The 14,975-nt window shown below is 72.0% G+C and carries 12 protein-coding genes; 6 read left to right on the top strand and 6 right to left on the bottom strand.

Annotated elements, in window-relative coordinates; translation table 11 throughout:
- The first annotated feature begins 57 nt into the window (after positions 1 to 57).
- The 5 genes from QM782_RS07920 to QM782_RS07940 all read left to right on the top strand — a co-directional run bounded on the left by QM782_RS07920 (position 58) and on the right by QM782_RS07940 (position 5,891).
- On the top strand, positions 58 to 1,377 hold the full coding sequence (locus QM782_RS07920) for an ABC transporter substrate-binding protein (protein WP_415202368.1): 1,320 nt from the start codon (positions 58 to 60) through the stop codon (positions 1,375 to 1,377).
- A 205-nt stretch (positions 1,378 to 1,582) separates the two neighbouring features.
- Complete coding sequence (locus tag QM782_RS07925; RefSeq protein ID WP_415202369.1) at positions 1,583 to 2,449, top strand: carbohydrate ABC transporter permease; 867 nt, start codon at positions 1,583 to 1,585, stop codon at positions 2,447 to 2,449.
- Positions 2,442 to 3,260: a carbohydrate ABC transporter permease gene (locus QM782_RS07930; protein WP_415202370.1), complete on the top strand. Its 819-nt coding sequence runs from the start codon at positions 2,442 to 2,444 to the stop codon at positions 3,258 to 3,260. The genes QM782_RS07925 and QM782_RS07930 overlap by 8 nt, the downstream gene beginning before the upstream one ends.
- A 197-nt stretch (positions 3,261 to 3,457) precedes the next feature.
- The gene (locus tag QM782_RS07935) at positions 3,458 to 4,516 is read left to right on the top strand and encodes an ABC transporter ATP-binding protein (protein ID WP_415202371.1); all 1,059 of its coding nucleotides are present in this window, start codon (positions 3,458 to 3,460) and stop codon (positions 4,514 to 4,516) included.
- Between the two features lie 310 nt (positions 4,517 to 4,826).
- The gene (locus QM782_RS07940; protein WP_415202372.1) at positions 4,827 to 5,891 is read left to right on the top strand and encodes an alpha/beta hydrolase family esterase; all 1,065 of its coding nucleotides are present in this window, start codon (positions 4,827 to 4,829) and stop codon (positions 5,889 to 5,891) included.
- Between the two features lie 10 nt (positions 5,892 to 5,901).
- Here the strand turns inward: QM782_RS07940 and QM782_RS07945 are convergent, their stop codons facing one another.
- Together QM782_RS07945 and QM782_RS07950 are read right to left on the bottom strand one after the other, a co-directional pair.
- Entirely contained in the window at positions 5,902 to 6,288 is a 387-nt protein-coding gene (locus QM782_RS07945) for a response regulator (protein ID WP_415202373.1), read from the bottom strand.
- 94 nt (positions 6,289 to 6,382) lie between these two features.
- Positions 6,383 to 7,975 (bottom strand): PAS domain S-box protein, encoded by a 1,593-nt coding sequence (locus QM782_RS07950; RefSeq protein WP_415202374.1) that lies wholly within the window; start codon positions 7,973 to 7,975, stop codon positions 6,383 to 6,385.
- A gap of 76 nt (positions 7,976 to 8,051) precedes the next feature.
- On the opposite strand from QM782_RS07950, the gene QM782_RS07955 reads away from it, so the two are divergent.
- Positions 8,052 to 9,533 carry an RDD family protein gene (locus tag QM782_RS07955; RefSeq protein WP_415202375.1) on the top strand — a complete coding sequence of 494 codons (1,482 nt, stop codon included), beginning with the start codon at positions 8,052 to 8,054 and terminating at the stop codon, positions 9,531 to 9,533.
- Positions 9,534 to 9,550: 17 nt separating this feature from the next.
- On the opposite strand, the gene rtcA is transcribed toward QM782_RS07955, so the two are convergent.
- The 4 genes from rtcA to QM782_RS07975 form a co-directional block, all read right to left on the bottom strand.
- Positions 9,551 to 10,588, bottom strand: a complete 1,038-nt coding sequence (gene rtcA / locus QM782_RS07960; RefSeq protein WP_415202376.1) for an RNA 3'-terminal phosphate cyclase — start codon at positions 10,586 to 10,588, stop codon at positions 9,551 to 9,553.
- Positions 10,585 to 11,421, bottom strand: coding sequence for a nucleotidyltransferase domain-containing protein (locus QM782_RS07965; protein WP_415202377.1), 837 nt, complete (start codon positions 11,419 to 11,421; stop codon positions 10,585 to 10,587). Before QM782_RS07965 ends, rtcA begins: the two co-directional genes overlap by 4 nt.
- A gap of 65 nt (positions 11,422 to 11,486) precedes the next feature.
- Positions 11,487 to 12,713 carry an RtcB family protein gene (locus QM782_RS07970; protein WP_415202378.1) on the bottom strand — a complete coding sequence of 409 codons (1,227 nt, stop codon included), beginning with the start codon at positions 12,711 to 12,713 and terminating at the stop codon, positions 11,487 to 11,489.
- A 529-nt stretch (positions 12,714 to 13,242) separates the two neighbouring features.
- Complete coding sequence (locus QM782_RS07975; RefSeq protein WP_415202379.1) at positions 13,243 to 14,817, bottom strand: vWA domain-containing protein; 1,575 nt, start codon at positions 14,815 to 14,817, stop codon at positions 13,243 to 13,245.
- Positions 14,818 to 14,975: the final 158 nt, after the last annotated feature.

Below are 14,975 nucleotides of genomic sequence, written 5' to 3' on the forward strand. Positions count from 1 at the left end.
CGTGCGCTCGGCCACGGCTTCGCCCGCACCCGACAACCCTTTCCCCGGAGACATCCCATGCATCCCCCCTTCTTCAAGCGCCGCGGCCTGCTGCAGGCCGCCGCCGGCGCCACCGCGCTGGGCACGCTGCCCGCCTCCTTCGCCCAGGGCGGCTTCGACTGGAAGCGCCACGCCGGCCAGAGCATCGAGGTGCACCTGATCAAGAGCCCGCGCGGCGACCTGCTGCAGCGCCACCAGAAGGAATTCGAGGAGCTCACCGGCATCAAGGTCGGCGCCGAGCAGATGCCCGAGCAGCAGTCGCGCCAGAAGACGGTGATCGAGTTCAACTCCGGCCGCACCAGCTTCGACGTGGTGCACCTCTCCTACCACGTACAGAAGCGCCAGTTCGCCAAGGGCAAGTGGATGGAGGACCTGCGGCCCCTGTTCGCCAATGCCGCGCCGCCGGACTTCGACCAGAAGGACTACTCGGCCGGCGGCATGTTCTACGCGACGCAGAGCGACGGCCGCATCGACAGCCTGCCGCTGAACCTGGACCCCTGGATCCTCTACTACAACAAGGAGCTGTTCGCGGCCAAGGGCGTGGCCTATCCCAAGACCTACGCCGAGATCCTGGAGGCCGCGAAGAAGCTGCACGACCCGGCCAGCGGCGTCGCCGGCTTCGTCGGCCGCGGGCTGAAGAACGCCAACGTGCCGCTGTGGACCGGCTTCTTCCTCGGCTGGGGCGGGCAGTTCTTCGACGCCAACGGCAAGCTCGCCACCGAGACGCCCGAAGCGGTGGCCTCGGCCACGCTGTACCGCGACCTGCTCAAGGCCACCGGCCCGGCCGGCGTGGCCGGCTACAACTGGAACGAGGCGCAGAGCCTGTTCCTGCAGGGCAAGGCGGCGATGTGGATCGACGGCTCGGGCTTCGCGCCGCCGCTGGAGGACCCCACCAAGTCCAAGGTCGTCGGCAAGGTCGGCTACGGCGTGATGCCGCCCGGCCCCAAGGCCCAGGTCTCGGCCACCTTCGGCGACGGCATCGGCATCTCCTCGTACTCCCGCAAGAAGGAGGCCGCCTGGCTGTACATCGTCTGGGCCACCAACAAGGCCATGCAGGCGCGCATGCTGGCCACCGGCTCGGGCGCGCCGACGCGGCTGTCGGCCTATTCGAACAAGGAGGCGATCGCGAACCTGAAGGTGCCCGCCGAATGGCTCACGGCCGTGGCCGAGTCGCTGCGCATCGCCAAGCCCGGCCTGCCCATCATCGAGCCGGTGACCGAGTTCCGCGACGTCTACGGCATCGCGCTGAACAACATGCTGACCGGCGCCGACGTGGCGGCCGAGCTGAAGAAGGCGACGGCCGAGTTCGCCCCGGTGCTGGCCAAGTCCGAAGGCTAGGCATGGAACGCCCGCCGTCCGGATGCCCCCGCGGCGCGGGGACATCCCATCCCCGCCACCGGGGGGCGTCCCCGGTGGCCCGGCCAGGCCAGTTCCGCGGGGGCGCGGGCATGGCCCGCTCCGCGGCCGTCGGCGCCGCCGCCTGCGGCCCGGTTGCATGCCCTGCGGGCGGCGCGCCAGCGCCGTGGAACACCGGGATGGCTTGATGCAGCGCCGCGTCTCGCCGTTCCTGTGGTTCATCCTGCCGGCCGTGCTGGTGGTGCTGGCGGTCATCGTGTTCCCATGGGCGTTCACGCTGTGGATGAGCCTGTTCGACTGGAAGATCGGCTCCGCGCCAGTGTTCGCCGGCCTGGCCAACTACGCGGAGCTGGCGACCAACCAGCGCTTCCTCGAAGCCATCCTGCACACGCTGCTGTTCACCGCGCTGGCCGTCGTGCTGCCGCTGGTGCTGGGCACGGCGGCGGCGCTGGTGTTCCACCACAAGTTCGCCGGGCGCGGCTTCTGGCGCGGCGCCTTCGTGCTGCCGATGATGGCCACGCCGGTGGCCATCGCGCTGGTCTGGGTCATGATGTTCCACCCGCAGCAGGGCGTGCTGAACTACCTGCTGTCGCTGGTCGGGATCCCGCCGAGCGAATGGGTCTACTCGCCGCGGCTGGCCATCCCCTGCCTGGTGCTGGTGGACATCTGGCAGTGGACGCCGCTGGTCATGCTGATCGTGCTGGGCGGCCTGGCCTCGCTGCCGACCGAGCCGTTCGAGGCAGCGACCATGGAGGGCGCCACGCGCTGGCAGACGCTGCGCCACGTGACGCTGCCGCTCCTGATGCCCTTCATCATGGTCGCGGCCGTGGTGCGGCTGATCGACGCGCTGAAGACCTTCGACACCATCTACGTGATCACGCAGGGCGGGCCGGGTACGGCCTCGGAGACCATCAACCTGTACCTGTACCTGCAGGCGTTTTCCTTCTACCAGATCGGCAAGGCCTCCGCGGTGGTCGTGGTGTTCTTCGTGCTGGTGGTGGCCTTGAGCCTGCTCCTCTTCTGGCTGCGCGAGCGGTCCAAATACGATGCGTAGGCTCGTGGACAAGGCGCTGCTGGCGCTGTGCGTGTTCCTGCTGGTCTCGCCGGCGATCGGCTTCTTCCTGTGGATGCTGTCGCTGGCGTTCAAGAACGAAGTCGACAACCTGGCCTACCCGCCGGTGTTCATCCCCAGCCCGCCGACGCTGGCCAACTTCCACGCGGTGTTCGACAGCGGGCCGTTCTTCCGCTACTTCGTCAACAGCGTCGTGGTCTCGGGGCTGGCCACGCTGCTGGCGCTCGCCATCGGCGTGCCGGCCGGCTACGGCATCGCGCGGCTGAAGGCGAAGAAGCTGCTGCTGACCATCCTGATCGCGCGCATGACGCCGGCCATCAGCTTCCTGATCCCGCTGTTCACGCTGTTCCAGGCGCTGGGCCTCACCGGCACGCTGGCGCCGGTGGTCATCACGCACCTGGTGATCACGGTGCCGATCATGGTCTACATCGTGGCCGGCTACTTCGAGACGCTGCCGCTGGAGCTGGACGAGGCCGCGGTGATGGACGGCTGCTCGCCCTGGCAGCGCTTCCGCCACATCGCGCTGCCGCTGGCGCGGCCGGGCATCACGGTGGCGGCCATCCTGGCCTTCATCTTCTCGTGGAACAACTTCATCTTCGGCGCCGTGCTGGCCGGGCGCGAGACGCGCACGCTGCCGGTGGCGATCTACAACGTGCTGACCTTCGAGCAGATCGCCTGGGGGCCGCTGGCGGCCGCGGCGCTGCTGGTCACGCTGCCGGTGCTGGTGCTGACGCTGGTGATCCAGAAGGAGATCGTCGGCGGCCTGACGGCCGGCGGCGTCAAGGGTGGATGACACCGTGAATCTCCCCGCTTCCGCGCGGCGCGCTCCGCCACGCCCCCTGCGCTGCGCGAGAAGGGCGCCTCCAGCGGCCTGGCAGCGCCAACGCCGCGGGCGCACCGGCCTGGCCGGCTCCGCGCCCCCCGGCTCCGCGCCGCGCCCTGCGGCTTCCCGTCTCGTCCAACTGGCGTGCTGCGCCATCGATCGTTGATATGGCTTCAGTCACCCTCTCGGGCATCACCAAATCCTTCGGCGACACGCAGGTCATCAAGGGCGTCGACATCGCCATCGGCGACGGCGAGTTCGCGGTCTTCGTCGGCCCCAGCGGCTGCGGCAAGTCCACGCTGCTGCGCATGATCGCCGGGCTGGACGCGCCGACCGCCGGCGAGATCCGCATCGGCGAGACCGTGGTGAACGACCTGCCGCCCAAGCAGCGCGAGGTCTCCATGGTGTTCCAGACCTATGCGCTGTACCCGCACATGACGGTGCGCCAGAACATGGGCTTCGGCCTGATGATCGCCGGCACCGCGGCCGACGCGATCGCCGCCCGGGTGGCCGGCGCCGCGCGCATGCTGGGCCTGGACGCGCTGCTGGACCGGCTGCCGCGCCAGCTGTCCGGCGGCCAGCGCCAGCGCGTGGCCATGGGCCGCGCGATGGTGCGCGACCCCAAGGTGTTCCTGTTCGACGAGCCGCTGTCCAACCTCGACGCCAAGCTGCGCGTGCAGATGCGCACCGAGATCCGCGCGCTGCACCAGCGGCTCGGGACCACCTCGATCTACGTGACGCACGACCAGGTCGAGGCCATGACCATGGCCGACCGCATCGTGGTGCTGCGCGACGGCCGGGTCGAGCAGGTCGGCACGCCGGTGGCGCTGTACGACCAGCCGGGCAACGCCTTCGTCGCGACCTTCATCGGCTCGCCGGCGATGAACCTGCTGCCGGCCCGGCTGCAGGACGGCCAGGCCGTGCTGGCCGGCGGCAGCCGCCTGGCGCTGCCGGCGCCGGCCGCCGCGCACGACGGCCGCGAGGTGCTGCTGGGCCTGCGCCCCGAGCACCTGCGCGTGCAGGCCGGCGGCGGCCTGCGGGCCGAGGTCAAGGTCGTCGAATTCAGCGGCGCCGACACGCTGCTGGCCTGCGAGGCGGCCGGCCACGCCGTGCAGGTGCTGGTGCACGACCGCACGGCAGTCGCGCCCGGCGACGCGGTCGAGCTGGCGATCGATCCCGCGCGGATGCACCTGTTCGACGCGGGCACGCAGCAGCGCCTGCCCTGAGAAGCGGTGAACGCATCCCTCGCACCCACGCGAGGCCCCTGACAAGCGAACTCGGACATCGCCGCCGCCGTGCCCGGGGCCGCGCCCTTCGGGCCGGGACACGGCAGGCCGCATGCGGGCGTCGCAGTCCTCGCCCTGGCACCCGCCAGGGTGGCGGCCTGTGCCGGTGCCTGGGGCCCGACGCTTCCCGTCGCGGGCACGGTCGATCCCTTCCCAGCTTCTGAACGGCGGCGGAGCCGCAGGACAGCGCGGGCGCGCCGGCTGGCACACTGGGCGCCTTCCTGGCACGCCCCCTGCACGGCCCGCCCGCATGCTCCGACGCAAGACATTGAAGAACCTGACCCGGCTGTGGTCGCAAAGCCTGGCGCCACTGCTGCCGGCCAAGCCGCGCCGCGCCAAGGCCAGCAAGCCCAAGGCGGCGCCGGCGCGCGCCCCCGCACGGGCCGCCAAAGCCGCCGCCAAGAAGACCACCAGGACGACCGGAGCCGCCAAGACAACCCCGGCCACCGGCGGCCGCTGGGTGCGCGGCGCGGCCGCCGGGCCGGCCGGCATGCGGCACTACCGGCTGTTCCTGCCGGCCGGGCGCGCAGCAGGACAGCGCTGGCCGCTGATGGTGATGCTGCACGGCTGCGACCAGAACATCGAGCGCTTCGCGGCCAGCACGCGCATGCACCAGCTCGGCGCGCGCCAGGGCTTCGCCGTGCTCTACGTGGAACAGGACCGGCTGGCCAACGCCAGCGGCTGCTGGAACTGGTTCGCCACGCGCGACGGCCGGGCCCAGGCCGAGGTCGGCCTGATCATGCAGGCCGTGGAGCAGGCCTGCCGGCTGTACCGCGCGGACCGCACACGCGTGGCCATCGCCGGCCTGTCGGCCGGCGCCAGCATGGCGGCGCTGGTGGTCACGCGCCATCCGGAGCGCTTCCAGGCCCTGGCCATGCATTCGGGCGTGCCCCCGGGCAGCGCGCGCTCGGGCCTGGGTGCGCTGTCGGCCATGCACGGGCGCGGCCGCACCGCGCCGCTGGAGGCCGACGCCGCCGCCATGGCCGACCACTGGCCGGCCCTGCTGGTGCTGCAGGGCGGCAGCGACCGGGTGGTGAAGGACACCAACGGCCGCAACGCCGCGGCGCTGTGGGCCGCGGCGGCCGACGCCCAGCCCCGGCCGCCGCGCCAGGTGCAGCGCGGCACGCGCTACGCGATGCAGGTCACCGACTACCAGGTGCGCCGCCGCACCGTGGCGACGCTGGTGGAGATCGCCCAGCTGGGCCACGCCTGGAGCGGCGGCCCGGCCAAGGAGGCCTACAGCGACCCGCACGGGCCGGATGCCTCGCGCCTGATCTGGGCCTTCGCGCGGCGGCAGTTCGACCGGCCGCGCTGAACGCCCGTCCTCAGACTGCCGGGGCGCCGCAGAACCCCAGGAAGGCTTCCAGCTCGGTGGACTTGTCGAACACCGCGTCGGCGCCCATCGCCAGGCAGCGGCCGCGGATGCCGGGGTCGGCGTAGTTGGTCAGCACCACGGCGCGCTGGCGCGGCCGGCGCCGGCGGCAGGCCGCCAGCACGCCCAGGCCCGAGCCCTCGCGCAGGAACAGGTCGATCACCGCCAGCTCCCAGCCGTCGGGATGCTGGCGCAGCCACCGGGCGGCGTCCTCCTCGCTGTCGGCCCAGGCGGCCACGCGCAGGTCGACCAGTTCCTCCAGCGTCAGGATCAGCTGCTCGCGGATCAGCGCGTTGTCTTCGACCAGAAACGCGGCGAGGGGCGCCGCGGGACCTGCCATGCTGCGTTCCATGGCCACCATCCTGGCCGGGCCGCGGCCCGCCGCGCGCCGAGATTCGCCGCGGCCGGGCGTAGGACGGCGCCGGAGCGCCGCATCAGCCCCGGAGCAGCCCCTTGCACTGCAGCGCCTCGGCCAGCGCCTGGGCCAGCGCCGGCTGGTCGAAGGGCTTGGCCAGCCGCACGGCGCTGGCCGGCAGGCTGGTCGGCAGCTCGGCGTAGCCGGTGGCCAGCACCGCCGGCAGCAGCGGAAACTGCGCCGCCACGGCCGCGATCAGCTGCGCGCCGGTGCGGCGCGGCATCACGTGGTCGGTCAGCAGCAGGTCGACGGCGGCACCGCCGCGCAGCGTGCGCAGCGCCTCCTCGGCCGAGCCGGCCTGCAGCGCCTTGTGGCCCAGCTCCTCCAGCAGCGCGCTGGTGCTGGACAGCACCAGCGGGTCGTCGTCCACCACCAGCACCCGCAGCCGCGGCAGGTTCGCGCCCGGCGCGGCCTGCGGCGCCGGCGCCGCGCCGTCCCCGGCCTGCTGCGGCGGCGCCGCGTCGGCGACCGGCAGCCACAGCGTGGCCGTGGTGCCGGCGCCCGGCCGGCTGTCCAGCACGAAGCGCCCGCCGGACTGGGCGGCCAGCCCGTGCACCATGGGCACGCCCAGGCCGGTGCCCTTGCCCGAGCCCTTGGTGGTAAAGAACGGCTCGGTCGCGCGCGCCAGCGTCGCGGCGTCCATGCCCATGCCGCTGTCGACCACGGACAGGCGCACATAGCGCCCCGGCGCCAGCAGCCCGCTGCGGCCGGCCGGCACCGCCTCTTCCTGCGCGCGGATCAGCAGCCGGCCGCCGTCCGGCATGGCGTCGCGCGCGTTCACCGCCAGGTTCAGCAGCGCCAGTTCCAGTTGGTTGGCATCCACCCGCACCGGCGGCAGCGCGATCGGGAATTCCGTGTGCACCTGCACCGCGCTGCCCAGGCTGCGCGCCAGCAGGTCGGCCATGCCGCGCACCAGCGCCGGCAGGTGCACGACCGTGGGCTTGAGCTCCTGCCGGCGCGCGAACGCCAGCATGCGCTGCGTCAGCGTGGCGCCGCGGCGCGCGGCGTTCAGGCCGTTGTCCACCAGCTGGCGCAGCTTGTCGTCGTCGGGCAGGCGCTTGCGGGCCAGCGTCAGGCTGGACAGGATCACCATCAGCAGGTTGTTGAAGTCGTGCGCCACGCCGCCGGTCAGCTGGCCGATGGCGTCGAGCTTCTGCGCCTGGAACAGGGCCTCGCGCGCGCGCTCCAGCTCCTGCTGGATGCGGCGCCGGTCGGTCAGGTCGCGCGTGACCTTGGCATAGCCCAGGATGCGGCCGTCCTCGCCGCGGATCGGGTCGATCACCACGTGCGCCCAGAACTCGCTGCCGTCCTTGCGCACGCGCCAGCCCTCGGCCTCGAAGCGGCCGTGCTCGGCCGACTGCGCCAGCGCGCGCTGCGGCACGCCGGCGTCCCGGTCGCCCGGGGTGTAGAAGCTGGCGAAGCTGCGGCCCAGGATCTCCGCCGGCGCATAGCCCTTGAGCCGCTGCGCGCCGGAATTCCAGCTGACGACCAGGCCCTGCGGATCAAGCATGTAGATCGCATAGTCCGTGACGGCCTCCACCAGCAGCCGGTAGCGCGCCTCTTCGCTGAACGGTGAAAGCGGCTGCGCGGGCGTGTGTGCCAGTGTGGACATGTGTCGTCGGGTGGGGAACGAGCCAATATAGCCAGCCGCCCGGCCGGAACCGGCCAGGCGCGGCCAGAACGCGGCGTTGTCCGACACGCGCGGGCCCGCAGGGCCGGGCGGAAGACCGGCGGGACGGCCGGCACGCCATGCGCCCGCAGCACCACCGAAATGGCGCCCCCGCCGGGAGCCGGAGCGCATGGCCGCGTTGCTATATTCCCCGGCGCACAGCAGCCAAGGGAAGTCGATGGACCAAGCGTGGTGGTACGGCCGAGACCAAGAGCAACGAGGCCCGTTCAGCACAGCGCAGATGCAGGCGCTGCTGCGCGAAGGCGTCATCGGCCCGGCCACGCCCATCGCGCGCTCCGCGGGGCCGGACCCCGCCGCCGAGTGGGTGCCGCTGCACGCGGTGGCCGACTTCGCCGCGCCGCCGGAGCGCGCCTGCGCCGCCGATCCCGCACGGCTTGACGGCGGCCCGGGGCCCGCCACCCCATTTGCAGCCGCCGAAAGTGCGCCTCCCCTGGCGGCGCCCACGCTGCCCCTGGCCGGCCCGTGGCGGCGTTTCTTCGCGCGAGGCGCGGACCTGCTCCTCTTCAGCGTCGTGGGCGGATACGTGATGCACACCGTCGCGGAATGGGCGTCCCCGGCATTCGCGATGTGGCTGCGCTCGCCGAATGCCGGCCCCGTCCTGGGCGTGTTCGTGCTTCCGTTCGCGCTGGCGCTGGAAGCCGTGGTCGCCGGACTGTTCGGCACGACGCCGGCCAAGAAGCTGCTGGGCCTGCAGGTGGCCACCCTGGCGGGTGCGCGCCCGACCTTCGAGCAGCACCTGCGCCGCCTGTTCGGCCTGTACTGGTCGGCGCTGGCCATGGGCGTGCCGCTCGTCAACCTGTTCACCATGTGGCGCCAGTACCGGCACCTGAAGGCCGGACGCGCGACGGGCTATGACCGCGGGGCGTTCCAGGTCCACGCGCTGCCGCTGGGCCGGCTGCGGATGACGGGCGCGGTGGCCGTCGTGGCTGCCGCGTTCTTCACCCAGCAGGTGCTGATGCAGCAGATCCGCGCCGACCGGCGCGACTACAACGCGGGCTTCAGCTGGCGCAACCCGGTCAGTGGCGCCAGCGCGGCCATCCCGCCGGGCTGGCTGTACGCCGAACAGAAGAACGATACCGGCGACAGCGTCTACACCTTCAGTTCGGACAAGATCGGCGTCGTCGCCATCTTCGCGATGGAAGAAGGCATGGGCCACCTGACGTTGCAGGAGTACCAGAGCATCTGGGCCGCGGCCGTGCAGCCCGACATGCTGATGGACGAGCGCGTGGTCGCCGCCGCCGTCCACGGCCGGGAAACGCTGCAGGTCCACGGAGCGATGGCGCGCAACGCCACCCGACGGGTACATGCCACCCTCTTCAAGAGCGGCGACCAGATCTGGCGGCTGGTGCTCGTGGCATTGCCAGGCCGCGAGCCCGACGGAACCCTCAGCCGGCATCTCCGGGAGGCGCTGGTCGACACGGTGCCGGAGCGTCCCGATCCGGCAGCCGCGCCCTCCGGTCCGGCCGCCCAGCCCATCTGAGCGACCCACGCCACGGCCTACGCGCCCCGGACCCGTACCGTCCAGCAGCCGTCCGCCCCCGCGGTCGAGAACCGCAGCGGCAGGAAGCGCTCGATCACGTCGAAGTTGGTCTTCGCGTGCGGCGTCAGTTCGGTGCAGGTGTAGGCGGCCTCGCGCCCGCTCTGCCACACGGCCAGGGCCAGCGGCAGGGCCCACTGGTCGGCCAGGTGCGGGCCCAGCGCCGCCGTGCCGACCTGGTACGCGCGCACCTCGCGCACGAGGTCGCGCACCACCGTCTCGGCGCTGACGCCCTTCTCGCCGAAGGCGGTGAACACCTCGCACACGTTCTGGTACGCCAGGGTCGCCAGCAGGGCATTGCCGGGCCCTTCGTTCTGGCGGCCGGGCGCCTCGCGCAGCTGGGGGCCGTTCCAGCCGAGGGCGGCGCCCAGCAGTTCGAGCTCGCGCCGGACCACGGCGCGGGGCAGCGCCGGCGCGAAGCATTCGGCGAAGCCGTCCACCCGGGCGCCGCGCTCATGCAGGTCGAAGGGCTGCAGCGGGCCCGGGGCGGGCTGGATCGTCGCCTCGATCTCGCCACCGCCGGCCGGGTAGAAGCCCAGCCGGCGCAGCTGGAGTTCGACGCCGGCGCCCAGCCGGCGCACCAGCGGCGCGTAGCTGCGCGCCAGGAAGTGGAACGGCGGCGCCATGGGGTTGTGCGTTCCGCCGGCGAGCTTCAGGCGGCTCGGCGCATCGGCCATCAGCAGGGCCGGCCACACGGTCTGCAGCACCAGCGTGCAGCTGCCCGCCGTGCCGACGCTGAAGGCATAGTCGCCCGCGCGCACCGGCCCCGGCGCGAAGGCCAGCGCGTGCGCGTTCAGCGCGGCGCCCTGGACCGCGGCGCCGCAGACCTGGGCGGCCGCCTGCACGCAGGTCAGGTGCTGGCGCATCAGGCCGGGCTTGGCGCGGCCGGCGCGGATGCGGGTCAGCGCGAAGGGCTGGCCGGTGCACATGGACAGGGCCAGCGCGGTGCGCAGCACTTGCCCGCCGCCCTCGCCGGCGGAGCCGTCGATCTCGATCATGGTCCGCCTCCCGCGGGCCGGGCCGGCGGGTCGAAGTGCAGCACGGCGTCGTGCAGGTACTGGTCGAGCAGGCGCCCGTCCGCCTGCGGCCCGGGGCCGGGGGCGTGCGCCGTCGCCGCGGCCAGCTCGGCCTCGATGAAGGCGTGGATGCCCGCCCAGCGCGGGCTCGTCGCCGCCTCGCCCGCGCGCATCTTGACCTCCAGCAGCGCGTTGACTTCCGCCCGCACCGCGGGGTCCGTCAGCGTCGCGCCGGCCAGCGCGGCGAAGCGCATCGGCGGAACGCCGCGCCCCTCGCGTATCCAGCGCGCCGCCAGCAAGGGGCGCAGGACGTACAGGTACTTCTTGTAGCGCACGACGTCGCCGTACAGGTGCTCGCGCAGGTTCTTCCTGGCCATCGACACGTAGTGGTGGTAGCCCCGCACCGGCGAGAAGCCGTCCTCGGCCAGCGCCCGCAGGCGTTGCGCCCACGGCGCCTCCTGCCGGTAGACGATGGGCGAGCGCAGCCATTCGAGCAGCGTCGGGTTGGACGCGCGCAGCAACTGCAGCGTCTTGCGCAGCTCCCAGCCGTTGATGTCCAGGTCGCTGCGGATGGGCTGTTCGATGACGTCGCGGCCAGGCTCGACCGCCAGGTACCAGGGCAGCCGGTGGACGTAGACGAAGCGCACGTCGTAGTCGCTGTCAGGCGAGGCGAAGCCCCAGCCCCGGCTGCCGGATTCGCAGGCGAACAGCACCTTGACCTGGTGCCGCCGCTCCAGCGCGGCGAGATGCTCGCACACGGTGGCGCGCATCCCGTCAGACACGGGGTGCGCGCTCAGCACCGCTTCTTCCTGCATGTTCTTCCTCCCTCCATTCATCCCGTCGCGAACGGGCAGGCGCCAGGGGGCGCCCATCCATCCGTTCAGCCCTTCACGCACACCACCTGCTTCAGCGTGTGCACCACCTCGACCAGGTCTTTCTGCGCGGCCATCACGGCATCGATGTCCTTGTAGGCCATCGGGATCTCGTCGATGACGTCGGCGTCCTTGCGGCATTCGACGCCGGCCGTGGCCTCGATCTGGTCCCGGACCGTGAACGTCTTCCTGGCCTTGGTCCGGCTCATCACCCGGCCGGCACCGTGGCTGCAGCTCTCGAAGCTCTCCGGGTTGCCCAGGCCGCGCACGATGTAGCTGCGCGCGCCCATGCTGCCCGGGATGATGCCCATCTCGCCACGCCGCGCGCTCACCGCGCCCTTGCGGGTCACGAACACGTCCTCGCCGAAGTGGCGCTCCTGCTGCACGTAGTTGTGGTGGCAATTGACGGCCTCCACCTGCGCCTCGAACGGCTTGGGGATGACCGAGCGCACCGTGGCAACCAGGTTGGCCATCATCACCGCGCGGTTCTTCATCGCGAACTTCTGCGCCCAGGACACGCCGCGCACGTAGTCGCCGAAGTACTGGGCGCCTTCCTCGAAGTAGGCCAGGTCCTTGTCGGGCAGGTTGCGCTGGTGGCGCTCGGCGTCTTTCCTGGCCAGCTCGATGAAGTGCGTGCCGATGGCATTGCCCACGCCGCGCGAGCCCGAGTGCAGCATGAACCAGACGAAGCCGGCCTCGTCCAGGCAGACCTCGATGAAGTGGTTGCCGGTGCCCAGCGTGCCCAGGTGCTTGCGGTTGTTGGTGTTCTTCAGGCGCGGGTGCAGCTGGCACAGCGCGTCGAACTCGTCGGCCAGCGTGGCCCAGGCCTGGTCCACCGTCTCGGGCGGGTTCTCCCAGCTGCCCGGGTCGCGGCCGCGGTGCCGGGGCGCGGAGCCGTGCGGCACGGCCTGCTCGATGGCGGCGCGCAGCGGGCCCAGGTTGTCGGGCAGGTCCCCGGCGCGCAGCGTGGTCCTGGCGGCCATCATGCCGCAGCCGATGTCCACGCCCACGGCGGCCGGGATGATGGCCTTGCGCGTCGGGATCACCGAGCCGATGGTGGCGCCGATGCCCAGGTGCACGTCCGGCATGGCCGCGACGTGCCTGAAGACGATGGGCAGGCGGGCGGCGTTGGCCAGCTGCTGGCGCGCCTCCGCCTCGACCGGGACGCCCTTGGTCCACATCTTCACCGGCACGCCGCCGGCGACTTCTTCGACCTCGTAGTTCAGGTCCGACATGTGCTTCTTCTCCTTCTCATCTGTCGACAAAGAGGGGATGCCCCGCTGCGCGAGTATTGGTGAAACATCGTGCTCTGCCACTGAGCTACGGTCCCCCATCGGCGGGACCGGCGGGATTCGAACCCGCGTCCACGAGCGTTGCAGGCTGTAGTTCCACCGGCATTCGCAGCAGGGCCTCTCCAAAAAACAAACTGCGCGACGAGGGACGGCAAGACATCGCCATGCTGGTTTCCCAGCTGGGGACTCGAACCCCCCGGCGTTCCGGATGTAGTCCTGCCAGCATTCGCGCAAAAACCGGATGCCCCCGCGTGGCGACAAACGATGGTGAGACACGTTCTACGGATGTAGTCCCACCGGCATTCGCCGCGCGGCGACGCATGTCGTGTCGGAGGCCGGTGCCCCGGGCGACGAAGGTTGCAAGAGCGGCCTACGGGTTCTCCGTTGCGGGCTTGCCGGCCCGCGCGGCCAAAGGTGCTGTACTCCTGCAGGCATTCGCCCGGGACACCATCCAACGGTGTGCGTCGTGGCCCTACTGCGTGGCCAGCGACAGCTTTTCGATTTCTCCCACCCAGTGCCCGGCGTCCATCGTGCCGTCGGCAAACGCCGCCAGCATGGCGAACACCGCATCCGAGAAGCCACCGACGTTCAGGATGTCGTGCCGCTCCGCCGCCTGCGTGGTCGCGGTCGGCTGGATGTCGATGCACACCAGGCGCGCCTGCGGGTTGCGCTGCTTCAGCGCTTCCCACTCGCGCAGGGTCTGCGTCGCGCCGCGCCGGTTGGCATCGACCCAGGACTCGTTGTCCGAGACCAGGATCACCAGGTCCACCGCCGCCCGTTCCCGGTTCAGCAACGCCAGCGGCGCGCTGCAGTTGGTGCCGCCGCCACCGATGCCGGCCAGCGCCTGGGCGTTGGCCAGCACCGAATCGCGGGCGTTCAGCCGCAGCGTCACCACGTCCTGCTCGAACGGCAGCACGCGCGCCTGCGGGTTGCTGCGGAGCACCGCCGCAGCCACCAGCGCGGCCACGTCGATGCAGCGCACACTGGACGTGGCCGAACCGCGATGGCCGGTCACCGCCATGCCCATCGAGCCCGACACGTCCGGGCACACCACCACCCGCCCCGCCAGGCGGGGCACGTTGGCCAGCGACAGCTCCATCGCCTCCTGCAGCGCAGCGCGCACCGGCGCGGGCACCGCCTCGCCGGCCGCCTTGTAGGCGGCCAGCAACTGGTACGGCATCACCCGCGCCCGGGCCACCGCCTGCGCATCGGCCAGCCTGGCGGCCACCACCTCGGCCATGCCGGGCAGGCCGAACACGCCGTGCCGGGCGAAGGTGTTCAGGTTCTGGCGCACCATCTGCCACGAGCCGGTGCGGGCGATCTGCGCCCATTGGGCCAGACTCAGCGCCAACGCGGTCAGCATCTGGAACGGCACCGCGGGCACCGCCACCGCCTCGCCCCGGGCGCTGTCGCGCTTGAAGCGCTCGAACGCCTGGGTGACGGGCGGCAGCGCCGCCTCGTCGAACGGCCGGCCGATCAGCCAGGCGAACCAGGCCGCGCGCCAGGCCTCGGCCGGCTTGGGATGCACCATCCTGACCACGTCGGCCAGCGACGGCGTGTTGCCCACGGCGGCGTGCAGCAGCTGCTGCTCGGTGGCCGTCAGCAGCCAGTGCTGCACCAGCCTCTTCGGCCGCGTTCCCAGCGACCGGCGGCCCACGGCGCCGCTGCGCAGGATCTGCACGAAGTTGCGCAGCATCCGGCCGTTGTCGACGACGCGGGAGAACACCTGGCCCAGCAGGGCGACGTCGCGCACCGCCAGGCTGGCGGCCAGCAGCGCGGGCATGTCCTTCATGTGGCCGGCCTCGCGGCCGTGGATCGCCGCCTTGGCGACGAAGGCCGGCTCCAGCTGCCGGACCAGCGCCAGCACCTGGTCGAGCTGGTCCTGCGCATCGGCATAGAAGGTGCGGCTCAGGCAGCCCGTCATCGCCAGCTGGGCCAGCTGGTGCCGGGCGCTGAACGCGTAGGCCGGCGCCTGCTCGGCGTTGCGCGCCATGGCGGCGGGCAGCGGGGTGCGCGGCATCGTGGGAAAGAGCTGGGCGTTGGCCATGGGGTTCTCCTCGTCGTCTTCTTCGGCTTGTCGTTCGTGCTTTCACTTTGCAACCGGTGTGCCAGCCGGGCCGCCGCTGGCGAAATCGACCGCAATGCATTGATTCATCTGGATAAATCTCTTTTCCGGTGGGCTGGTCCCTGCGGAAGGGTCGCCGC

Source organism: Pseudorhodoferax sp. (assembly GCF_047601025.1).
Classification (GTDB): domain Bacteria; phylum Pseudomonadota; class Gammaproteobacteria; order Burkholderiales; family Burkholderiaceae_C; genus Pseudorhodoferax.